Genomic DNA, 20,561 nt, shown 5'->3' with positions numbered 1-20,561 from the left:
GATAGGGGAAACAAAATGGGAAAGATAATGAGAACTATAGTAATCATTGGCATACTTGTTCCTCCAGTGCTGCTGTGGAGTGCACCTGGTATTCCTTTAAATGATAAACTGCTGTTTACAGGTTTACAACTAACTGTAGGATTCACCACAGTAGTAGCGTTAGAGATTATATTTAAAAATCGAAAAAAGAAGAGGGCAAAATAGAGATAGATTGTATGGAATAACAGCTGAAAATATGTAACATGTATTATTAATCGTTTTACTTGGGAGGTGACCTACTGGTTGCCTCTTTTAACGTTATGCTTATAGTTTTATCTGAAAAAGAAAAAAGGAGCAATCAAGCAGGTTTAAACAAGGGCATATTTTAATGTGTACTTTTACCGCAGTGCTATTTTTTCTTCCTTCTTCTTTCCACAGCCAATGGGAAAAAAGGTTTTAACAGCTATTGTTGCTCTAATTATTGGTGGAGTAGGTATTGGAATTTCCTATTTATTAGAAAATTTCAGTAGCAAGTCGAAAAATATATCTAAATAAGAAAAGAGAATAACGATAAAGCGTTCCTAATTGGTTTAGTTGAAAAGATAAAAGATTTAAATTGTTTTTTTATGTTATAGAAATTAACAAGCGTTAACAAGTAAATACGTAGTATATCATATAGTAACGGCAAGCGGAGTACATGTGAATAGATATTAGTTAAGAAGAGGCTACTTATAATAGGCAGCCTCTCCTGCGTGTATTATGCATTATTATCGATACATCGTCCACATCCCAATGTCTTTAAACCCTAGTCGTTTATAAATACGTCCAGCAGCTGGATTGTTATAAAACAAACAAAGCGTTCGGCCTTCATTCGTAAAGTCTTGAATCATTTTTGGTAATATGAGCGAAGCGTATCCGCTTCCGCGATAATTCGGATGTGTACATACGCCAACTACCATAGCGGATAATGAATTTTCAGCGGAAGTAGAGGCGGATGCAATAATAGCACCGTCTTTTTCAATATAATATGTGCGTCCTGTATTTGTTTTGAGAGCTTGTCTTAATATTTTCTCTGATTCATTAGCAACTGGAAATTCAGCAATGTTACCTCGCAATTGCATAATTCGCTCTACATCATCTAGTGTGGCAAGTTTAATTGTTTCTTGGATAGGCGTGCTAGGTAAGTTGTTGTCATTTAGACATTCGCAAAAATACATTTCATTTTTGGCGCCTAATTGTAGACTTGGAGAAGTTTCAAACCTTTCTACAATAGTTGACTTGCCAGAGAGTTTAAGCGGTTTATATGCGGAAAGAAGTGCCTCATAATCAAGGGTAACAAAGTCTTCTTTACTATATGGTATAAATGAATCGTGGAATCGGAGTAGAATTGATTTTAATGTCCCATTCTCTTTAAATACTCCCCATAATTCTTGGAAATCTGTGTCATAACCGAAAGCTTCAATATCTCCAATAATAAACAAGTTAATGGCTGCTTCTTCTTTTAGGTAAGCGAATACTTGTTCATGATCTTTCTTTGTTAATTTTCGCATCATAAAGAATCGACCTCTTTTTTTATTTTTCTAAATATTACAACTTAAGTTTTTTGAAATCAATATAAAATTTTATGTTTAGTTCACAAACTTTCGGAAAAACTAGGAAAGATATGACAAAGGAGGTTATGAACGGTGGATCATCCAATTCAAGGGTTAATGAAAGCAGCAATGGAAAATTTAAAAGAAATGGTTGATGTAAATACGATTGTTGGAGAGCCTGTTCAAACGGCTGACGGTGGTGTGGTGTTAACGGTTTCTAAAGTAGCGTTCGGTTTTGGAGCAGGAGGTTCTGATTTCCAAACGAATGATGGACAAAGAGCGAACGGTAACCCTGCATTTGGTGGCGGTAGCGCGGGTGGTGTTTCGATTACACCAGTAGCATTTCTTGTGGTGAATAAAGATGGAGTAAATATTCTTCATTTACAAAATGCGACACATTTAGCAGAAAAAATGATTGAATTAGCTCCACAAACAATTGATAAAATTCAATCGATGTTCCAAAAAGAAGAAAAGAAAGAGGGAAATCATCATCCTCAAAACCCTGATGAAATCCTTTAAAAACGCCTGCTTATGAGCAGGCGTTTTTTCTTGTAATCACTATGTAATAAAACACATGAAATTGTAAATAGTTTTTGAAGTTTTTTCTATGTTTCTAAAATTTTTCATGTTAAAATATGCTATAGAATTGAAACATATAAAACGAAGGTGGCTAGGTGCTTTGTCTGGAGGATCTGACCAAGTAAAGAATATGATATATATTAATGGTAATCGTCGAGGTCATTGTTTTATTACATCAGGAATTACGTTTAAAGAGTTTGCGAGTAACATCCCTTCACCGCTTCATCAAGTGTTGCTTTTGAAGCACAACTTTGAATGGACGGATTTTCATTATCATACTTTATTTGAATATGTTGAGGAAGAAAATATACATAAGTTAATTCAAGCAGAGATTGATGAATTTGATGAATTTTGTTGGGTAGATTTTGATGATGCAAGCGATTTAGATGAATTAGAGCCGAAAGAAATTGCAGAATTATTATATTTGGCTCACAAAAAAGAACCACTTGCAAGAACATTCTTTCCGTTACTGAAAAATAGATTTGTTTATTTTTCACATGATGACGGATGGTACAACAAAGTGTATTATCGTAGAATTGCCGATTTTGTAGGAATGTTAAGTAAAGTCATTCCGTATAAACTCGGTGCTTTCGGTAAGAAACGTTTTTCTTTCTTCCAAAAATCAAAAATTTTCCCAGCAATTTCAAAAGAATTGATTATGGGACTTATTCCACTAATGGAAGATGGTCTTTACATAGATCTAGCAGGGAAGATTGAGTCAAGAAGAGGTCTTGAAATTCCGGTATATGTAGTTGGTTCGTATGAAAGTACGGATGAGGTGCTAGATAATATCGATGAATTGAAAGAGGAAGCAACAGAAACAGGTTGGCTCATTTTTGATAAGAAAGAACAAGAGTGGCAATGGGTTGTTGACTAAGAAAACTTGGCGCATGAAGTCAAGTTTTCTTGTCATTTGAAAGGAGTACAAATGAAGAAATATTATACAATTGTGGGTATTGTAAGTATTATTCTCGTGGCAATATTACTTATAACTTGTCCGAAAGAATCAGATTTTAAAGTGTATGTAGAGGATAAGTATGCGTTGAATTGTAATGAGAGTAGTTTTGAATGCACGCAAAATGTAGATGGTAAAAAAGAAAAACTACAATTTGAAAGTACAGATGCACGAAATGGTGTATTCTTTATGACTGTAAAGCAAACATTTAAAACAGAAGCTGGTGTTTCAAAAGAATATAGCGGAGTAGGAATGTTTGGTACATTTCTTTTTGTTTCAGAGAAGACTTTCTAGTAATAGAAGGTCTTTTTTTTATGCTTATGTTCATATAGATGAAGTAAGACAAGCATAGGAGGGATAGCGATGAAGAACACATGTATCGTTTGCGGTGGTGAGGAGTTTTTTTCCTCAACATTATATGCACGTACGAAACAAGATTGGGCATATGCACCAAACATGTATCGGTTTGAAAAAGTATTTATTGAGCATAGGGATGAAGAAAATTATCCAGTGTTTCAAGAAATTACAGCGAAACATTGTTGTGGATGCGGTCATATTATGTTGTATCATGAATGAACACACCAAGTATAACTTGGTGTGTTTTTTTAAAACGCTGACAAAGCAAGCGGATAAAGTAAAGTAAATAAAACAGAAAAACTACCAAAACCAATTGCTGTATATCCAAGTGTTCTTGCTCCGAAATTGACAGCTAATAGGCCAACTAAAATTGCTAGGGAGCCGAGCGTAACTGGATAAAAAGCAATGGAGAATAACGAAAGAAATAAAGCGACATAGCCTACCATTGCGCCGGTATTTGTACCTTCTATCTCATTTGCAATTTCTTTACGCTTATGTCTAATTGGAATGCCAGCTGGTGATATTTCAGCAGCATACTCTTCGTTTTTTTCACCACTTTTAAAATGATGATTTCTCTTTCTTCGCATGTACATCCCTCTCTTTCAATTGGGTGTACCTATAGTATCTTTCATAAAGAGAAGAACATGAGTATGAGTTAAACCCAAGTAAAGCAAAAATTGGAGAATACGTATTCCATCGTTAACATATCCATTTCCTATTGAAGATAAAGTGCGGGATTTTTTCCATCACGACTGATTATCAGCCAGCAACAATTGGATTTTTATAAGCAGTTCTCTTCCATTAACTGGTCCGCATCCATTGAATTCTGAGGTAGGTGTCTTACTGCAAGCGGGATAAAACAGGAATTTTGGAAAATGATGTAGAATGAAATGAATGATAATACGTGAAGGTAGGGGAATGTATGACAACATTTAATTGGCATGAATCAGCAGAGAAGAAATGGGATAGTAGTGCGGAGTTTTGGAATAAAAATAGTCAGGAAATGTGGGATAGCGGGAGTAGGAGCACAATTATTCCGTTTTTTGAACAATACGTAAAGAAAGAAGCACAAGTGCTCGATGTTGGTTGTGGTGATGGGTACGGTACATATAAATTAAGTAGCGCAGGCTATAAAGCAGTGGGAGTAGATTTATCGGAAGTGATGATTCAAAAAGGTAAGGAGCGCGGAGAAGGACCAAATTTATCTTTTATAAAAGGAGATTTTTCTGCATTACCATTTGAAAATGAGCAATTTGAATCAATTATGGCAATTAATTCTTTAGAATGGACGGAAGAGCCATTACGAGCGTTAAATGAAATAAAGCGTGTGTTAAAGAAAGATGGATATGCATGTATTGCAATTTTAGGACCGACAGCAAAGCCACGAGAGAATAGTTATCCTCGCTTGTATGGAAAAGACGTTGTTTGTAATACGATGATGCCTTGGGAATTTGAACAGTTAGCGAAAGAACAAGGTTTTAAAGTTATAGATGGCATCGGCGTATATAAGCGCGGAGTAAATGAGAAGATGTTAGGTCAACTACCTACAGAGTTACAACAATCGTTAGCATTCTTATGGGTATTTATGTTAAAAAACGTATAAAGAAATGAAAGAATTTTTAGGAGGTAAATAAGTGCAGAAAATACAAAAAACTGATACAATATCATCAGAACCAATTAAAGGGGGACTAGGGTATATGACAACTACTACAACAGTGAAATCCGATATTGAAATCGCACAAGAAGCGAGTATGAAGAAGATTCAAGAAATTGCAGCTGATTTAAATATTTTAGAAGATGAATTAGAGCCATACGGGCATTATAAAGGTAAGTTATCTCTTGATATTTTTAAGCGCTTACAAGATGAGAAAGACGGTAAAGTTGTTTTAGTAACAGCAATTAACCCAACTCCAGCTGGAGAAGGTAAATCAACAGTAACAGTTGGTTTAGGTCAAGCTTTTAACAAAATTGGTAAGAAAACAGTAATTGCACTTCGTGAACCATCTCTTGGACCGACGATGGGATTAAAGGGTGGAGCAGCAGGTGGCGGTTTTTCACAAGTCGTACCAATGGAAGACATTAACCTTCACTTTACTGGAGATATCCATGCGATCACAACTGCCAATAACGCATTAGCAGCGTTTATTGATAATCATATCCAACAAGGAAACACACTTGGAATTGATACGCGTAAAATTGTTTGGAAACGCTGTGTTGACTTAAATGATCGTGCCCTTCGTAACGTAGTAATTGGTCTTGGTGGACCTGTACAAGGTGTACCACGTGAAGACGGTTTTGACATTACAGTCGCATCTGAAATTATGGCCGTATTCTGCCTTGCAACAGATATTCAAGACTTAAAAGCGCGTCTATCTCGCATCGTAGTTGCTTATAACTTTGCAAATCAACCTGTAACGGTTAAAGATTTAGGTGTAGAAGGTGCGTTAACGCTATTATTAAAAGACGCATTAAAACCAAACTTAGTACAAACATTAGAAAATACACCAGCTATTATTCATGGCGGACCATTTGCGAATATTGCTCACGGTTGTAACAGTGTTATCGCTACGACAATGGCAGCAAAATTAGGTGATTATGTTATTACAGAAGCTGGATTTGGTGCTGATTTAGGCGCTGAGAAGTTTTTAGATATTAAAGCTCGTGCAGCTGGCATTAAACCAGAAGCAGTTGTTATTGTTGCGACGATTCGTGCGCTTAAAATGCATGGTGGCGTAGCAAAAGATCAATTAAAAGAAGAAAATGTAGATGCATTAGCAAAAGGTATGGAAAACTTACAGAAGCATGTTGAAACAATTCAAAGCTTTGGTGTGCCTTTCGTAATTGCAATTAATAAATTCATTACAGATACAGATGCAGAAGTTACATACTTACAAGAGTGGTGTAATGAGCGTGGCTATGCAGTATCCTTAACAGAAGTTTGGGAGAAGGGTGGCCAAGGCGGAGTTGACCTTGCTGAAAAAGTACTAAAAGAAATCGAAAAAGGTGAAAACAACTACGCACCACTTTATGAATTAGAATTACCATTAGAAGAAAAAATTCGTACAATTGCTCAAAAAGTGTATGGCGCAAAAGATATTGAATTTGCTCCGAAAGCACGTAAGCAATTAGCTCAATATGAAGGAGAAGGTTGGAGTAACCTACCAGTTTGTATGGCGAAAACACAATACTCTCTTTCTGACGATGCAACAAAATTAGGTCGTCCATCTGACTTTATCGTTACAATTCGTGAGTTAAAACCATCTATCGGTGCAGGCTTTATCGTTGCGTTAACAGGTACAATGTTAACAATGCCAGGTCTTCCAAAACAACCAGCAGCACTTCAAATGGATGTAAATGAAGATGGAAAAGCAGTAGGTTTATTCTAAAAGGTTGTAATTCATCTCGTTTATCTGTAAACTATATATACATCAAGTGGCGCCTTTCCATCGAAAGGCGCCTGTTTTTTGGAGGAAATTATGTTTGATCCAACTGCTTTTGACAATTTAAAAGTAATCGTAGAAGGTGCTGTGTATGATTTTGATCTACATGGAGATATTCTTGTAACAGATCGAAAAGATATGATGGACCTTGCCTCATTAAGTCGTATATATCATATCTCATTTCAATTAACAGAACCGTTCGAACCATTAGTAGAAGCAACATTTTCATTATCTGTGGATGCAAAGAACTTGTCTGGTGAAATACTAGAAGTGCCTCAGTTTACACCAGGTTGTGAAATGAAGCTAGCATTTTCATTCCCGTTAGAACAACCAGAAGTAGGATGCGAAGAAATTGAAACTTTAATGCGTTCTATATGGGGAAAAGAAAGAATGATTATGCAGAAAGTTTCATACGAATATAATAAGCAAGCGATTTCATATCATAATAAGGTAGAGGTTCTATTTCAAAAAGCGATTACAGAAGACCATGTTGATGATTTAATAGCTGTTATTTCACACATGATAGAAACGGTGCGAACAATACAGCATTTTCTTCAAAAATAGAGATAAAGGAGAAAAACAAATGATAAAAGATATGCAACCATTTTTACAAGAAGCTTGGGAGAAGGCTGGTTTTAAAGAATTAACTGAAATTCAAAAACAAGCGATTCCAACTATTTTAGAAGGACAAGACGTTATAGCTGAATCTCCAACTGGAACAGGAAAAACATTAGCGTACTTATTACCCCTTTTACATAAAATTAATCCTGAAGTAAAACAGCCACAAGTTGTTATTTTAGCTCCAACGCGTGAACTTGTAATGCAAATTCATGAAGAGGTTCAAAAATTTACAGCAGGAACTGAAATTTCAGGTGCATCTTTAATTGGTGGTGCAGATATTAAGCGCCAAGTTGAAAAATTAAAGAAACACCCAAGAGTAATTGTCGGTTCACCAGGCCGTATTTTAGAATTAATTCGTATGAAAAAGCTAAAAATGCATGAAGTAAAAACAATTGTATTTGATGAGTTTGATCAAATTGTAAAGCAAAAAATGATGGGTGCAGTGCAAGATGTAATTAAATCAACGATGCGCGATCGTCAATTAGTATTCTTCTCGGCGACAATGACAAAAGCGGCAGAAGATGCAGCACGTGATTTAGCAGTTGAACCACAATTAGTACGTGTAACACGTGCAGAATCAAAAAGCTTAGTTGAGCATACGTATATCATTTGTGAGCGACGCGAAAAAAATGATTACGTAAGAAGAATTATGCATATGGGCGATGTAAAAGCAGTTGCTTTCTTAAACGATCCATTCCGTTTAGATGAAATTACTCAGAAATTGAAATTCCGTAAAATGAAAGCAGCGGCTCTTCATGCAGAAGCAAGTAAACAAGAGCGTGAAGCAACGATGCGTGCTTTCCGCGGTGGAAAATTAGAAATCCTACTTGCTACTGATATTGCAGCACGCGGTATTGATATTGATGATTTAACACATGTAATTCACTTAGAATTACCAGACACAGTAGACCAATACATTCACCGCTCAGGACGTACTGGACGTATGGGTAAAGAAGGAACTGTCGTATCTCTTGTAACTCCACAAGAAGAGCGCAAATTACTACAATTTGCAAAAAAACTAGGCATCGTATTTACGAAGCAAGAAATGTTCAAAGGAACATTTGTAGAATCGAAGCCACCAGCACCTAAGAAAAAGAAACCAGCATTTACTGGGAAGAAAAAGCCTAGATAAATAATGGGGAAGGCGTAACTATTTGTAGTTACGTCTTTTTTATTTGCAATTGAATAATACAAGGAGTTTTATTAATGATTATTGAAATGTATCTATTATCACTTTTTTAATCAACATATGTACAAGGAAGTAATATAAAAAAAGTCGAATATTAAACTGATGCGAAATGATAAAAAGAAGGTTCATATATGGATAGGAAATTAGGAATGTTTTTGAATACGAAACATATTGAAGTAAACGAAGGAATACAAAAAGCAAGGGAATGGGATTTAGAATATATTCAATTATATGCTATGAATAAAAACTTCAACTTAGCTAATATTCCAGTGGTAGAATGGACTGCTTTAAAGAAAAGCTTATCTTTTAATGGAATAAAGATTCCATCATTAGCAATTAGTTTTGGAGAAAATGGAATTACAGGAACAGAAGTTGACAGTACAATAAATCAGATTAAATATATTACTGACAGAGGTTTGGAGCTGGGAGCAAAGATCATAACAGCTCATATTGGGAAAGTTCCAGATGATGAAAAAAGTGAGTGCTATGATAAAATGATACGGGTTTGTTATGAGATAGGGGAATTAGCATTCAAATTTGGGGGAGTCTTTGCTATTGAGACAGGATCTGAAAAAGCAATAGTATTAAAACGATTTTTAGAAAATGCAAACTCGAAAGGACTAGCTGTTAACTTTGACCCAGCAAATTTAATAAGTGATGTAAATGAAAATCCGTTAGAAGGTTTATTACTATTAAAAGATTATATAATACAAACTCATATTAAAGATTGTAAAGAAGTGAAAAGTAATAGTTCAAGTAAGTATATAGAAGTAGCAGTAGGAAATGGTGAAGTGGATTTCGATATATTCTTCAAAGTATTAGATGAAATTGGATTCGACGGATATAACATGATTGAAAGAAACAATTATTTTGACGAACTGGATGGGATGAGTCAGTCGATAAATTTTGCAAAGAAGTACATACCAACTCAAAAGGAATAACGATACCAGCTGTAGAAAGCTACATAGAATGTAAAAAAACAATAGGAGGAATACAAATGATTCATAAAGTAGGACAAATTATGTTATATGTAAATAATCAAGATGAGGCAGTAAATTTTTGGACGGAAAAGGTAGGGTTTCATGTAGTTGCAGAGGAAGATAACAAGCAAGGAATGAGATGGATTGAAATTGCTCCAACTAACGGTGCTGAAACGAGCATTATATTACATAATAAAGAAGTTATTTCGAAAATGAGCCCAGAATTAAATCTTGGTACACCGTCCTTAATGTTCTTCTCAGAAAATCTGGATCAATTATATGCAGGTTTAAAAAATAAAAATGTTACTGTTGGAGAAATGGTAACTATACCTTCTGGTAAAGTGTTTAACTTTGCTGATAGTGAAGGGAATTATTTTGCGGTTATGGAGAAGAACCAATAATAATATTGCTATGTGAAAATCCCCCTCAAATATATTGAGGGGGATTAAATCTTTGAAGTGGATTTTTCATGAGAGAGTTGTGTAATAAAAAATACACCTTTTTCAATAGCGGTTTCAATGTAACCGACAATTTGATTAAACGTAAACACCTGTAAGTCTTCATGCAAATGTTGCTCAGGATACAACATATCTTCAAAAAGATACTTTCGAAAAGCTAAAACGTTTTCTTTAGAAACCTCTTCAATATCCACAATGTGAGCCTCTTGATTGAGAAGAGAGAAGAGCTGTTGTTCTTGATCGTAATGATGAAGCAACTTTGCATTTAACAGTTTAAAATCGTTATAGTACAGGGGTGCGATGGTTTCGTCATTCTCTATTCTATTTTTTAGCCATGGTAGAAAAAAGCCACTTAGCCAATTATCATCGGCAATGAGGTGGGTATAATAGCCTAAAATAAAGGGGGAATCTATATGTGCTTCGTATTTATGAAAGAATGAATCATAATCTATTCTTCTCGTATAGTTCTTCGTTGTACCAGCGTAAAAGTGTGAAGTTCCTTTTTCTTCTGCTGAATGAACCGCATCAGGGGCTACCCCTCCAAGTAAGAAAGAAGTTTTATCTTGAATACATAGTTTCTCAGCAATACCGTTAGCGATAATAACATGCATAATTCGTGATCCCATGAATGCCACCTCTGTTTCAAGTATTCATTTCAGGAAGAAGACTGAACAGTTAGTATTACTTTCCCTGTACTTTTTCTACTTTCGACCCATTCATGTGCTTTCCCTGCATCTTGAAGGGGAAAAGATTTTGTAGCTTTCATTTGCAAACTTCCGTCACGCAAATAACGGAAAACTTCATTTGCCGTTTCTTGGAGTAGTTCAGGACGTTTTTTCCGTGTAGTGCCAAAGCTAAAGCCTAGTATAGAGCGGCAACTTGCGTGTAAATCTTTCGTTTTGAAATTGCCAATTTTACCGCTTGCATTACCGAAATGAACGAGGTGACCGTAATAAGCTAGGCAGTTTAAACTTCTTTCAGAGACAGTTCCAGAAATAGAGTCCAAAATTATATTCACTCCTTCTCCGTTTGTCAGCTCATTGACTTTCTCTACAAAATCTTCATCTTGATGACAAATAACATAATCAGCTCCAGCATCTAAAGCGATTTCTTTTTTCGTTTCACTTCCGACAGTACCGATAACTGTTCCAGCCCCTAATCGTTTTGCAAGTTGAATCGCGGTAGTACCAATTCCGCCAGCAGCTGCATGAATCAGCACGGATTCATTTTGTTGAAGCCTTGCAACATTCACGAGTAAATTATAGCTTGTGAAAGATACGATCGGACAAGCAGCTGCGGTTTGAAAGTCGACTTCATGGGGTAAAACGAAAGTGAGATTTTCATTTGAAACAACGTACTCTGCGTAAGATCCATTTTGAGGAAAAGCAATGACACGCTGTCCAGGTTGAATATTTTTCACATGAGAACCGACGCGTTCTACAATACCAGTGGCATCTATACCTGGAATAAAAGGTAGTGCTTTATTTCCTTTTTTGCCATAACGTGATTTAATATCAGCGAAATTTACACTAGTAGCAACAACGCGAATTAAAACTTGATCTTCTGAAATAGCCGGTATATCCAAATCTGTATATTTCATCACTTCAGGACCACCGAACGACGTTACAACGATAGCTTTCATCATATATCCTCCTAAATTTGACTATATAAATCATTTTAAATCTTTATCAGAAATTGGAAAATTATATAATAGTTATGTGTGGTTATAAGTGAAGCTTATGAACTCATTGGATCATAATATTAATTTATATAAAAAATTTTTTCGGAAAAATCGAACGAAATATGAATTACTTGCCAATATATAGTGTAAGACAAAGGAGGGCTGGAATATGAAGGCTGAAATAGATTACGCACATTTAATTCGATTAACTTTATCAGGAAATAAAGAAGCGTATAGCGAATTGTATGATGTAACGATTCAAGAAGTATATAAAACAGCACATTTTTTAATTGAAGATAAAACGGATGTAGATGATGTCGTTCAAGAAGTATACATACAGCTATATGAATCGCTTCGTAAATATGATAGCAAGAAGCCATTTCGCCCTTGGCTAATTGGGCTTGCGATTAAACAAATTCATTCTTATAGAAGAAAGAGGTGGATGCGACTACGAATTATGAAAAAAGCAGAAGAGCAAAGAAAGCCAGTGCAAATTGATTTTTCTAACGATGTTGTAAGTAAAATATCAAACCAAAAACTAATCGAACTCATTCATAAATTACCGTATAAATTGAAACAAGTTATTATCTTAAGATACTTATACGAATATTCACAAGAAGAAGTAGCACAAATATTACATATTCCAATTGGTACAGTGAAGTCTAGAATTCATGCGGCATTAAAGAAACTACGTCAAAAAGAGCAAGTAGAAGAAATCTTTTTAGGAGAGGTAGGGAATGTGAAATGAGTTTAGATTGTAGAGTTAGAGAATCTATACGAGAAGAAGCGAAGGGGATTGTTGCCCCGCCGGAGTTAAAAGAAAAAGTAATTGTTCAAATCAAAATGAATCGCGGGGGAAGTAAGGTGAAGAAACGTCTTATCGCCGGAGTGCTTGCAGCAGCATTTTTAATCCCTACGACCGGTTTTGCATATCAATCTATTATGGCGGATGGTATATACGGATCTTTTGAGAATTTAAAAAAACACGCCGGAGCGATGACATTAGAAACGTATATGCGTTTTAATGCAAAATTATCAGAAGCGAAAGATGAAATGAGTTCGAAGGAATATGAAGAGTTTACAAAAGAACTGAAAAAATTAACTAATGCAAAGCTTGCGTACGGGGATTCGAATGGTAATATAGATTATGATCAATTATCACCAGCTAAAAAAGAGGAATTGAAAAAGGTAGTAATGGAGCTTCATCCGTATTTTGATAAATTAAATGGCCATAAATCTAGTAAAGAAGTACTAACTCCTGAAGAGTATGAACAATATATGGAGGCATTAATGTCACATCAAACTGTGTTAGTAAAAACGAAATCGAGTGGCGGGATAACAGTAGAAGAAGTGCCTGAGGCGTACAAAGAAAGATTTATTAAAGCGGAGCAGTTTATGGAGTATGTAGATGAAAAGGTGAGATAAGTAAAAAAGCTCAAAGCTTTAGCTTTGAGCTTTCTTTATTAAAAGAAAATAGAGCATTCAATTATATTTTTTCATCGTTGCATTGTCCTTTTGTATAAAACAATCTAATAGTGAATAACCAGCTATTAAACTAATAATCGTAACAAAAGTTGTATTTATTAGAATAATATTAACTAAATAAGGTAGGTATTCGGCAAGTGGTGAAAAGAGTAGTGCTGGGGAAAAGGAAATGAATAGTGTAGGCACTGTAATAGCAATAAATTTATCCGGTTGAAAGCTCCAGTTTTGTTTACTCGTTTCGCGATTAATAGATTGAAGGAAGCGTAATAAAATGCCAACTATAAGAGGGAAGAGTGTAAAGTAGAATAATCTTGGATAAACGTTAAAGTTCACTTGTGCATCTGTATCTAAATAAAATTGAATTTTTACTCCTACAAATAATAATAAGACGATAAATAATGTGAAGCAGAGGTATAGCATCACTTTTTGCATTATATTCCACCATCCTTTACTCAAAATATATTCAAAAAAAGAAGAGATATACAATAACTACTGTTGTATATCTCTTCTTTTACTGTTAGTTAATAGTGGAGTTTGATTTTTCTTGCTTCGTGAAATAATCAATAATGCCCATTGCGCTAATTTCTATATCTAAATGTAAAATATTATAAACGGAATGATCTGATGGAACGTTTAACTTTGTAAGATGAGAAGAGATTTTATCCATTAACAAAGTTTGTAAAGCTTTAGTTGCTTCATCGAAATCATTATACTTTTCAAAGACTTCCTTACCAGTATGAACGAAAATAGGTAGCCAATATTCCAGTTGATTATATACTTCTGTAACATGAGAGGATGCGCCGTAATGACCGAAATAAATAGTATCTACATTCATACTTTGAATGTGATTTTTAGAAGTAATCATCGCATCTGGTTGGAATTGTGAAGGGGACGTTGATGGTAGATATAACTCTACATCAACGTCTGCGAGTTCTTTATAATAAATTCCAATTGTATCGCCAGTAAAAATCCCGTTTGTTAATGAATCGTGAATGCTAATATGGTGCTTCGCATGTCCTGGTGTATCATAAAATGTAAGGGTGCGATCTTTTGCAATTTTTAACGTATCACCATGTTGTACAATATGAACACGTTCTTCTTCAATTGGAAGAATTGGATCAAAGAGTTTATCGAAATCTTCTTTGTAGACAGCTTTTGCACCTAAAATAAGTTTTGTTGGATCAATCATATGACGAGCACCACGAGAATGCACATATAACGTAGCATTTGGGCACTTTTCCATCATTAAACCAGCTGCTCCAGCGTGATCTAAATGCACATGTGTAACGATAATGTTTTTAACATCGTTTAAATCAATATGTAATTGTTGTAAGCCGTCTAAAATATACGGAAGAGAAGGGGCTGCACAAGTTTCAATTAAAGTAATATCGTCACCTAATAAAACGTACGTACCTGTTCGTTCATTATGCTGTAAATCGAAATCATCAATAAGATATAGGTGAGAAGATAATTGCTCTACTTTTTTCATAGTTACCACTCCTTATATACTGCATGTTTTTATTATACGCTAAAATAGAAAAAAGGCAGAAAACGAAGCTCGTCTTCTGCCTTTTTGTAATATTATTATTTCGTTTGTTGTTTATTAATAGACATAATGAATAGTCCAACAATCCCGCCTACTAATGGAAGCATAATCTCTCCTGCTAAATTAAAGTAGGAGCTTAAGAATAAACCATTAACATCGATTACCCAGCCAGTAACATACAATAACATCATATATAGTACGAAATAAAACTCGCGATTTGAAATCGTTTCATGTTGTGCAGTTTTCATAATGAACACCATCCTTTTCTTTTATAATGGAATATAAACTGTCACATTTTGTTCACATTTCAATTGTAAAACTTTCCATCATAAAAGTCTAGTAGTTTGTGTCGAATTTTCGAACAGAAATAAAGCGCTATCATTACAACTTATAAGTACGTAATAAGAGCTGTATATTCACGAATGTAGTATAGTATAAACATAGAATGATAGTGAAGAGAGGGGCAAAGACAATGACAGTTTATGATTTTTCAGCTAAAACAATTACAGGTGAAGAAAAATCGTTAAAAGATTACAAAGGAAAAGCACTTCTTATTGTCAATGTAGCTAGCAAATGTGGTTTCACACCACAATATAAAGGATTACAAGAGGTATATGATAAATATAAAGACCAAGGACTCGAAATACTCGGATTTCCTTGTAACCAATTCGGGGGACAAGAACCAGGTACAGAAGCGGACATTACTAGTTTTTGTGAATTAAACTACGGTGTAAACTTCCCGATGTTTGCAAAGGTTGATGTGAAAGGTGATAAGGCTCACCCTCTATATACATACATGACAGAACAAGCACTAGGTTTACTTGGTATGAAAGCAGTGAAATGGAATTTTACGAAGTTTTTAATCGGAAAAGACGGGAAAGTAGTAGGGCGTTTTGCTCCGCAGACGAAGCCGGTAGATTTAGAGGTTGAGATTGAGAAGGTGCTTGGGGAATAAGTAGGAGTTTCACTTTATTAAAAAACGTCTCAAAGAACAATGTAGTTCTTTGAGACGTTTTCTTTAAACTCAAATTTTCAAGATTAAATAACTGTATCAAAGCCATCTGATTTAGGTGGAGAAGCTGCTTTTTTCATAAGCACTTCCCATAAGTGTACGGATTTCTTCCATTCTACCGTAGCCTGCCCCTGTTGATACATAGCGTTCTCATAACTGGCAGTAAGTTGTTGCATACCGGCCGAGTTGTAAAGTGTATCGATATGGAGAGCGTATTCTCGGAATGTTTGACTTTCACCCCGTGGTATGCCAATTCTCGCAAATTGTTTTAAAAGTGCACCGTAAGCTTTTTGATAAACAGCATCCTCTTTTCGGTATTTATAGAAATGAATAATAAGAAATGTCATCCATTTCATTCTAGTGGTGAAGAGAATGTATCCTATAATACTAATTAGTATCGTAGAGAGGAATACGTACCACCAAGAAAAACTAGTTTTAGAATTTGTGACCTTTTTAGTAGAAGCTTCTTCTGTATTTTCAATTAAACTTTTAAGTTTTGCTTCATTATTTCGTTGTTGTATTTGCTCGTTATTAGAATTATTTGCTTTGCTATTTTGTGAAATAGGAGCAGGCGTATTATTTATAAAATTATAGGGATTAGTAAATCCTTTTGTCGGTTCGAATGGAATCCATCCGTATTCTGGGAAATATACTTCGACCCAAGAGTGTGCGTTATCGTTCGTGATTGTATAAACATCCTCACCTTCTGCAGAGGCAAGTGTATTGTCAAGAGTTCCTTCTGTATAGCCTTTCACCCAGCGAGCTGGAATCCCGGCAGAACGAAGTAGTACAATCATAGACGTCGAAAAATTATTACAGTAGCCGCTTTTTGTATCGAAAAGGAATTGATCTACATAATCTTGGCTTTTGGCAGGGAATGAGACATTCGTTGATTCGTATGTAAAAGAGTTGTCTGTGAAGTAATTTTCAATAGCTAATACTTTATCATATCGGTTGTCTTTATCATTTGTAAGATTGATAGCCAAGTCTTTTACGCGCTGTGGTAATGACTCGGGAAGTTGTGTGTACTTTGTCATAAAATAAGGATTTGTTTCTTGACCTTCATTTGTTTTTACAGCTTTCAAGTTTTTTATGGAAAACTCAGGGATCTCATATGTTACTTTATACGAATGTAAAGTAGTAGAAGAGTCTCCATTCATTGTATAAATTTTTTCTGAAAACGGGTCAACACTGTATGATACATCAGAAGAAGCCTCAACTGATACTAATCCTGCTGGATAGGTAAGGTGAGGGGAACTTTTTTGCATGGTAATTGTTGCCTCAGTAGTTTCCGTTTTTGTATTTTGTTCGTACCAGCTTACGACGTCGTTTTTATTTTTAAAAGAAACCTTTTTCGGATTTTCAGAAACCTCCCAGCCTTTTCCGGTATAAAAATCTTTCGTTTCGACTCTCCAATATTGTTTGTTTTGCGTTCGTGCTGTGAAAACAATTGTAGGATCCGCCTTAAAAGGACCACCTAATCGTGAGTCATCTAAACCATACCCAATTGTAGAAACTTTTTTTTCTTTACTTGCTTCAGATGTGTTGAATTTTAAAAAATCCATTGGGTTTGGCCATTGAGGGCCAAATTTTGGAGCAAAGTATGCGATGGTTGCTAATAATACAATAAATATTGTAAGTGGTCTAAGTAATTTTGAGATTTCCCTAGCATAATTTTGTAAGTGTTCACGTTCTTTTATTCGTTCTACTTGAAGAAGACTAAGCATAAAAAAGCCGATGACAACAGTACGAATAATAGCGTAGTTTGCATTGTATAAATGTAAGTTATGAAAAGTTGCGATATAAATAATAGTCAATACAAGAAATAGAAACCCACGTTTTTTATGAATAATCCAAAATGAAGTAAAAGAACTCAAAAACCAAAATGAGAGAAAAAATAAAACCGTCGGAAAAACTGGAGAAATATCTAGTAAATTCCCTTGGAAAAACAGGGAGGAATTTCGAAACATATCAGAAAAGAATGCTGTTAGCCAAGATGGATTTATAAAAGCATTTTTATAATATAGGGAATGAATGATAAATAGGACTGTGAAAATTTTTATTGGAATCTGCCACCTCGTTTGAAAAAAAGAGAGAGCGAAGCAAATTCCTATAAATGTTACGAAAATATCTAATCTACCTACATTTGTAATACCTATAAGAGGTCTTAGCCATTCTAGTAAAAGAAGAAATACACATGCATGCATAAAGAATCTGTTCGTATCCCACTTGTATTTTGTTTGTAATGTTATCATTTGCTCACCTCAAAAAACACGTTTGTATACCGGTTTTCATAAACCGTGTTTACAAATATTTGTCGTTTTTTTAGAGTTTCTATTATACTGATTTCTCGGTGTGAAAGTTGATTCGCTTTTTCTTTCACGACAAAAACCATACATTTTCTATTTCTTATAGCAGCACAATCAGCCGCCTTTTGAATATCGGGAGAAAGATTACTGGTCACGAGTATAACCGTGACGGGCTCATAAATTTTTCTTAGTTCCATGTCTACACTCTGGGAGAGCGGGAATACACTGTCTGCTTGCACTTTTGCTAAATGACAAAGGATTTGTTGTAACTGCGTATCTCCATTGTCTAAAGGGAAAATAGTTTGTTCTTTTCCGATAGACACGAATGATGCTGGTGAATTTTGTTTCAAGACAGTCCTTACGATAGAGGCAGTAAATGTGACGACTGATTCGAATAGAGGAGACTCGGTTCTGTCTATGAATATCATGACATTATGGCTGCGCTGTTGTTCAAACTCTTTTGTCATAATAGTGTTTGTTCGTGCAGTTGCTTTCCAATCAATCCATGAAAAGCGATCACCAGGTTTATAGTCTCTGACACCGACAGAGATTGTAGAGTCTTTTGCTGAATTTATATTTGCTGAAAGCGCTCCTTGTTCGAAATGATTTTCCAATTGTCGATATGCTATATCTACATACTGGGGATAGACTAAAAATGTATCTGGAACTGAAAAAGTTACTTCTTTCTCTATCATGCCGAATAAATCGCCAGTTTTTACACGAACGCTTGAAAAAGTGTGCTCGCCTCTAGAGATTGTGTCAATAACATATTGAAACGAAATATTTCGTTTCAATCCTGGGAAGAGTACTACCTTATTCATCTTTGTTTGTTTACAACTTATAAATTGTGGTGGCAGTTCATCTTCTATAACTAAATAAAGTAAGGGAAAAGGAAATTTTCTTTTTATTGTAATCGTGCTTATAAATTGTTCTCCTACTACATATCCATTTTGGTTTGTTATTCGTCTTACTTCAGCGTCCCGTAAAGCGTAAAAGGGGAGTAGTAGTGAATAAAGAGCAATGGGAATTGTGCTGTAAAACAAAAACCAACTTACAAACCCTCCTTGAAACATAGCGTACACAAATGTTAAGACTAGACATAAAGGGAGTAGCAATAACTTCGTAACGTGATATAGCGCTCGCAGTATTCGTTTCATCAAGGGTTCATCGTCCTTTGAGTCGGCACAGTAGTTCGTGCAACGATTTTTGCGATAACTTGTTCTCCAGTTATTCCTTCAAATTTTGCTTCCATTTTTAAAATGAGTCTATGTGCTAAAACGTAAGGAGCTAAAAATTTAACATCGTCTGGAATAATATAATTTCTGCCATGGATAAATGCATAAGCTTGTGAAGCTTTCATTAAAGCAATTGAGCCACGTGGACTTGCACCTAGCTGTATAGAACTGTACGTACGAGTCTGATTAACAAGTTTTACAATGTAATGCTTAATTGCTTTGTCCATACTTACTACCCGTACGCTTTGTTGTAAATAAATTAATTCTTCTATTGTAGTAATGGTCTGTAATTGAGAGAGTGGATTTGTTTTTTCCATCCGGTTTAAAATTTCAAATTCTTCTTCTGGTGTAGGATATCCCATTTTTAGTTTCAATAAGAAACGATCGAGCTGAGCTTCTGGTAGAGAATATGTTCCTTCATATTCGACCGGATTTTGTGTAGCCATGACAAAGAACGGCTTTGGTAAAGGCCTTGTAATGCCATCGATTGTAATATTGCCTTCTTCCATACATTCAAGTAAAGCAGATTGTGTCTTTGGAGATGTACGATTAATTTCATCAGCAAGTACAAAATTCCCCATAATTGGTCCAGGCTTGAACTCAAATTGGAGCTCTTTCGGATTATAAATAGAAACTCCTGTTACATCTGACGGCAATAAATCAGGTGTAAATTGAATTCGCTTATAATCAGCATCAATGGATTTAGAAAGAGCACGTACTAGCATTGTTTTCCCGACACCAGGAACATCTTCTAATAGCACATGACCGTCAGCTAAGAGAGCTGTCAAAGCTAAGATCGTTTCTTTTCGTTTTCCGACCATTATTTTTTCAATATTATTGATTATTTTTTCTACAGTGGGATGTAATGAATCAAGCTGGGGCATCGTAATCCTCCTAATGTTATTATCGTTTTCTAATCTATTTAGTGGACATATTTCTAATTCTATTTGTAGATAGTAAAACTTTTACCTTAAATTCTGAGAATATTCAGATTATTTATTTCGATTATATCTAGTATAATTGTTTCCGTAACTAAGGGCAATACAGTAAATAATGATTTGTAGTTTTATGTAAAATCAGACTCGATATAAAATAATAACATTGGGAAAAAATTTTTTACATACAATTTATACTCTTTTCCTT

24 protein-coding genes are annotated in these 20,561 nt (G+C 35.0%); 14 read left to right on the top strand and 10 right to left on the bottom strand.

Features of this window, described 5'->3' with window-relative positions:
* Positions 1-15: 15 nt before the first annotated feature.
* Positions 16-204 carry a hypothetical protein gene (locus ACS2FK_RS19975; protein WP_000516417.1) on the top strand — a complete coding sequence of 63 codons (189 nt, stop codon included), beginning with the start codon at positions 16-18 and terminating at the stop codon, positions 202-204.
* 542 nt (positions 205-746) lie between these two features.
* Here ACS2FK_RS19975 and ACS2FK_RS19970 read toward each other — a convergent pair.
* On the bottom strand, positions 747-1,532 hold the full coding sequence (locus ACS2FK_RS19970; protein WP_063547114.1) for a GNAT family N-acetyltransferase: 786 nt from the start codon (positions 1,530-1,532) through the stop codon (positions 747-749).
* Between the two features lie 132 nt (positions 1,533-1,664).
* Between ACS2FK_RS19970 and ytfJ the strand changes: the two genes are divergently transcribed.
* From ytfJ to ACS2FK_RS19950, 4 genes are all read left to right on the top strand, one after another.
* The gene (gene ytfJ / locus ACS2FK_RS19965; protein WP_000349991.1) at positions 1,665-2,090 is read left to right on the top strand and encodes a GerW family sporulation protein; all 426 of its coding nucleotides are present in this window, start codon (positions 1,665-1,667) and stop codon (positions 2,088-2,090) included.
* 160 nt (positions 2,091-2,250) lie between these two features.
* Positions 2,251-3,027: an oxalate:formate antiporter gene (locus tag ACS2FK_RS19960; RefSeq protein ID WP_000014087.1), complete on the top strand. Its 777-nt coding sequence runs from the start codon at positions 2,251-2,253 to the stop codon at positions 3,025-3,027.
* A 51-nt stretch (positions 3,028-3,078) separates the two neighbouring features.
* The gene (locus tag ACS2FK_RS19955; RefSeq protein ID WP_000761184.1) at positions 3,079-3,399 is read left to right on the top strand and encodes a hypothetical protein; all 321 of its coding nucleotides are present in this window, start codon (positions 3,079-3,081) and stop codon (positions 3,397-3,399) included.
* Positions 3,400-3,468: 69 nt separating this feature from the next.
* The gene (locus tag ACS2FK_RS19950) at positions 3,469-3,681 is read left to right on the top strand and encodes a hypothetical protein (RefSeq protein ID WP_000798747.1); all 213 of its coding nucleotides are present in this window, start codon (positions 3,469-3,471) and stop codon (positions 3,679-3,681) included.
* Between the two features lie 29 nt (positions 3,682-3,710).
* Here ACS2FK_RS19950 and ACS2FK_RS19945 read toward each other — a convergent pair whose 3' ends face one another.
* A complete protein-coding gene (locus ACS2FK_RS19945; protein ID WP_001253201.1) occupies positions 3,711-4,049 on the bottom strand; it encodes a hypothetical protein in 339 nt (112 codons plus the stop codon).
* A 335-nt stretch (positions 4,050-4,384) separates the two neighbouring features.
* Between ACS2FK_RS19945 and ACS2FK_RS19940 the strand changes: the two genes are divergently transcribed.
* The 6 genes from ACS2FK_RS19940 to ACS2FK_RS19915 all read left to right on the top strand — a co-directional run bounded on the left by ACS2FK_RS19940 (position 4,385) and on the right by ACS2FK_RS19915 (position 10,093).
* Positions 4,385-5,065: a class I SAM-dependent methyltransferase gene (locus tag ACS2FK_RS19940; protein WP_063547115.1), complete on the top strand. Its 681-nt coding sequence runs from the start codon at positions 4,385-4,387 to the stop codon at positions 5,063-5,065.
* 94 nt (positions 5,066-5,159) lie between these two features.
* Complete coding sequence (locus ACS2FK_RS19935) at positions 5,160-6,848, top strand: formate--tetrahydrofolate ligase (RefSeq protein WP_014482011.1); 1,689 nt, start codon at positions 5,160-5,162, stop codon at positions 6,846-6,848.
* A 90-nt stretch (positions 6,849-6,938) separates the two neighbouring features.
* Complete coding sequence (locus ACS2FK_RS19930; protein WP_000460216.1) at positions 6,939-7,466, top strand: hypothetical protein; 528 nt, start codon at positions 6,939-6,941, stop codon at positions 7,464-7,466.
* 19 nt (positions 7,467-7,485) lie between these two features.
* A complete protein-coding gene (locus ACS2FK_RS19925; protein ID WP_000588597.1) occupies positions 7,486-8,655 on the top strand; it encodes a DEAD/DEAH box helicase in 1,170 nt (389 codons plus the stop codon).
* Positions 8,656-8,843: 188 nt separating this feature from the next.
* Positions 8,844-9,653, top strand: a complete 810-nt coding sequence (locus ACS2FK_RS19920) for a sugar phosphate isomerase/epimerase family protein (protein WP_063547116.1) — start codon at positions 8,844-8,846, stop codon at positions 9,651-9,653.
* A 56-nt stretch (positions 9,654-9,709) separates the two neighbouring features.
* Complete coding sequence (locus ACS2FK_RS19915) at positions 9,710-10,093, top strand: VOC family protein (RefSeq protein WP_063547117.1); 384 nt, start codon at positions 9,710-9,712, stop codon at positions 10,091-10,093.
* Positions 10,094-10,137: 44 nt separating this feature from the next.
* On the opposite strand, the gene ACS2FK_RS19910 is transcribed toward ACS2FK_RS19915, so the two are convergent.
* Positions 10,138-10,776, bottom strand: a complete 639-nt coding sequence (locus ACS2FK_RS19910; RefSeq protein WP_053564665.1) for a hypothetical protein — start codon at positions 10,774-10,776, stop codon at positions 10,138-10,140.
* Between the two features lie 29 nt (positions 10,777-10,805).
* Positions 10,806-11,792 (bottom strand): quinone oxidoreductase family protein, encoded by a 987-nt coding sequence (locus ACS2FK_RS19905; RefSeq protein ID WP_063547118.1) that lies wholly within the window; start codon positions 11,790-11,792, stop codon positions 10,806-10,808.
* A 208-nt stretch (positions 11,793-12,000) separates the two neighbouring features.
* Here ACS2FK_RS19905 and ACS2FK_RS19900 point away from each other — a divergent pair, with 208 nt between their 5' ends.
* Positions 12,001-12,579 (top strand): sigma-70 family RNA polymerase sigma factor, encoded by a 579-nt coding sequence (locus tag ACS2FK_RS19900; protein WP_063547119.1) that lies wholly within the window; start codon positions 12,001-12,003, stop codon positions 12,577-12,579.
* Positions 12,576-13,256 carry a DUF3600 domain-containing protein gene (locus ACS2FK_RS19895; protein WP_000050703.1) on the top strand — a complete coding sequence of 227 codons (681 nt, stop codon included), beginning with the start codon at positions 12,576-12,578 and terminating at the stop codon, positions 13,254-13,256. The genes ACS2FK_RS19900 and ACS2FK_RS19895 overlap by 4 nt, the downstream gene beginning before the upstream one ends.
* Before the next feature lie 57 nt (positions 13,257-13,313).
* Here ACS2FK_RS19895 and ACS2FK_RS19890 read toward each other — a convergent pair whose 3' ends face one another.
* The 3 genes from ACS2FK_RS19890 to ACS2FK_RS19880 form a co-directional block, all read right to left on the bottom strand.
* Complete coding sequence (locus ACS2FK_RS19890) at positions 13,314-13,748, bottom strand: hypothetical protein (RefSeq protein WP_001174535.1); 435 nt, start codon at positions 13,746-13,748, stop codon at positions 13,314-13,316.
* An 85-nt stretch (positions 13,749-13,833) separates the two neighbouring features.
* On the bottom strand, positions 13,834-14,805 hold the full coding sequence (locus ACS2FK_RS19885; protein WP_063547120.1) for an MBL fold metallo-hydrolase: 972 nt from the start codon (positions 14,803-14,805) through the stop codon (positions 13,834-13,836).
* 95 nt (positions 14,806-14,900) lie between these two features.
* A complete protein-coding gene (locus ACS2FK_RS19880) occupies positions 14,901-15,110 on the bottom strand; it encodes a DUF3925 domain-containing protein (RefSeq protein WP_000844984.1) in 210 nt (69 codons plus the stop codon).
* A gap of 224 nt (positions 15,111-15,334) precedes the next feature.
* On the opposite strand from ACS2FK_RS19880, the gene bsaA reads away from it, so the two are divergent.
* Entirely contained in the window at positions 15,335-15,817 is a 483-nt protein-coding gene (gene bsaA / locus ACS2FK_RS19875) for a glutathione peroxidase (RefSeq protein WP_063547121.1), read from the top strand.
* Positions 15,818-15,900: 83 nt separating this feature from the next.
* On the opposite strand, the gene ACS2FK_RS19870 is transcribed toward bsaA, so the two are convergent.
* From ACS2FK_RS19870 to ACS2FK_RS19860, 3 genes are read right to left on the bottom strand one after another with little or no spacing between them, the layout of a single operon-like run.
* Complete coding sequence (locus tag ACS2FK_RS19870) at positions 15,901-18,129, bottom strand: transglutaminase TgpA family protein (protein ID WP_063547122.1); 2,229 nt, start codon at positions 18,127-18,129, stop codon at positions 15,901-15,903.
* Positions 18,126-19,340, bottom strand: coding sequence for a DUF58 domain-containing protein (locus ACS2FK_RS19865; RefSeq protein ID WP_063547123.1), 1,215 nt, complete (start codon positions 19,338-19,340; stop codon positions 18,126-18,128). The genes ACS2FK_RS19870 and ACS2FK_RS19865 overlap by 4 nt, the downstream gene beginning before the upstream one ends.
* Positions 19,340-20,302, bottom strand: coding sequence for an AAA family ATPase (locus tag ACS2FK_RS19860; protein ID WP_063547124.1), 963 nt, complete (start codon positions 20,300-20,302; stop codon positions 19,340-19,342). Before ACS2FK_RS19860 ends, ACS2FK_RS19865 begins: the two co-directional genes overlap by 1 nt.
* Positions 20,303-20,561 lie beyond the last annotated feature (259 nt).

Source organism: Bacillus cereus group sp. BceL220, assembly GCF_051776965.1.
In the GTDB taxonomy this organism is placed as follows: Bacteria; Bacillota; Bacilli; order Bacillales; family Bacillaceae_G; genus Bacillus_A; species Bacillus_A cereus.
Note: the sequence above shows the minus strand (reverse complement) of the source record. Positions and strands in the feature narration are given on the sequence as shown.

Bases quoted from the DNA above. Each gene is read 5' to 3' on its own strand.
- ACS2FK_RS19925 (WP_000588597.1), top strand. From the start codon at position 7,486: ATGATAAAAGATATGCAACCATTTTTACAAGAAGCTTGGGAGAAGGCT.
- ACS2FK_RS19920 (WP_063547116.1), top strand. From the start codon at position 8,844: ATGGATAGGAAATTAGGAATGTTTTTGAATACGAAACATATTGAAGTA.
- ACS2FK_RS19880 (WP_000844984.1), bottom strand. From the start codon at position 15,110: ATGAAAACTGCACAACATGAAACGATTTCAAATCGCGAGTTTTATTTC.
- ACS2FK_RS19945 (WP_001253201.1), bottom strand. From the start codon at position 4,049: ATGCGAAGAAAGAGAAATCATCATTTTAAAAGTGGTGAAAAAAACGAA.
- ACS2FK_RS19950 (WP_000798747.1), top strand. From the start codon at position 3,469: ATGAAGAACACATGTATCGTTTGCGGTGGTGAGGAGTTTTTTTCCTCA.
- ACS2FK_RS19935 (WP_014482011.1), top strand. From the start codon at position 5,160: ATGACAACTACTACAACAGTGAAATCCGATATTGAAATCGCACAAGAA.
- ACS2FK_RS19910 (WP_053564665.1), bottom strand. From the start codon at position 10,776: ATGGGATCACGAATTATGCATGTTATTATCGCTAACGGTATTGCTGAG.
- ACS2FK_RS19865 (WP_063547123.1), bottom strand. From the start codon at position 19,340: ATGAAACGAATACTGCGAGCGCTATATCACGTTACGAAGTTATTGCTA.
- ACS2FK_RS19955 (WP_000761184.1), top strand. From the start codon at position 3,079: ATGAAGAAATATTATACAATTGTGGGTATTGTAAGTATTATTCTCGTG.
- ACS2FK_RS19885 (WP_063547120.1), bottom strand. From the start codon at position 14,805: ATGAAAAAAGTAGAGCAATTATCTTCTCACCTATATCTTATTGATGAT.
- ACS2FK_RS19930 (WP_000460216.1), top strand. From the start codon at position 6,939: ATGTTTGATCCAACTGCTTTTGACAATTTAAAAGTAATCGTAGAAGGT.
- ACS2FK_RS19890 (WP_001174535.1), bottom strand. From the start codon at position 13,748: ATGCAAAAAGTGATGCTATACCTCTGCTTCACATTATTTATCGTCTTA.
- ACS2FK_RS19900 (WP_063547119.1), top strand. From the start codon at position 12,001: ATGAAGGCTGAAATAGATTACGCACATTTAATTCGATTAACTTTATCA.
- ACS2FK_RS19860 (WP_063547124.1), bottom strand. From the start codon at position 20,302: ATGCCCCAGCTTGATTCATTACATCCCACTGTAGAAAAAATAATCAAT.
- ACS2FK_RS19915 (WP_063547117.1), top strand. From the start codon at position 9,710: ATGATTCATAAAGTAGGACAAATTATGTTATATGTAAATAATCAAGAT.
- ACS2FK_RS19940 (WP_063547115.1), top strand. From the start codon at position 4,385: ATGACAACATTTAATTGGCATGAATCAGCAGAGAAGAAATGGGATAGT.
- ACS2FK_RS19870 (WP_063547122.1), bottom strand. From the start codon at position 18,129: ATGATAACATTACAAACAAAATACAAGTGGGATACGAACAGATTCTTT.
- bsaA (WP_063547121.1), top strand. From the start codon at position 15,335: ATGACAGTTTATGATTTTTCAGCTAAAACAATTACAGGTGAAGAAAAA.
- ACS2FK_RS19905 (WP_063547118.1), bottom strand. From the start codon at position 11,792: ATGAAAGCTATCGTTGTAACGTCGTTCGGTGGTCCTGAAGTGATGAAA.
- ACS2FK_RS19970 (WP_063547114.1), bottom strand. From the start codon at position 1,532: ATGATGCGAAAATTAACAAAGAAAGATCATGAACAAGTATTCGCTTAC.
- ACS2FK_RS19975 (WP_000516417.1), top strand. From the start codon at position 16: ATGGGAAAGATAATGAGAACTATAGTAATCATTGGCATACTTGTTCCT.
- ACS2FK_RS19895 (WP_000050703.1), top strand. From the start codon at position 12,576: ATGAGTTTAGATTGTAGAGTTAGAGAATCTATACGAGAAGAAGCGAAG.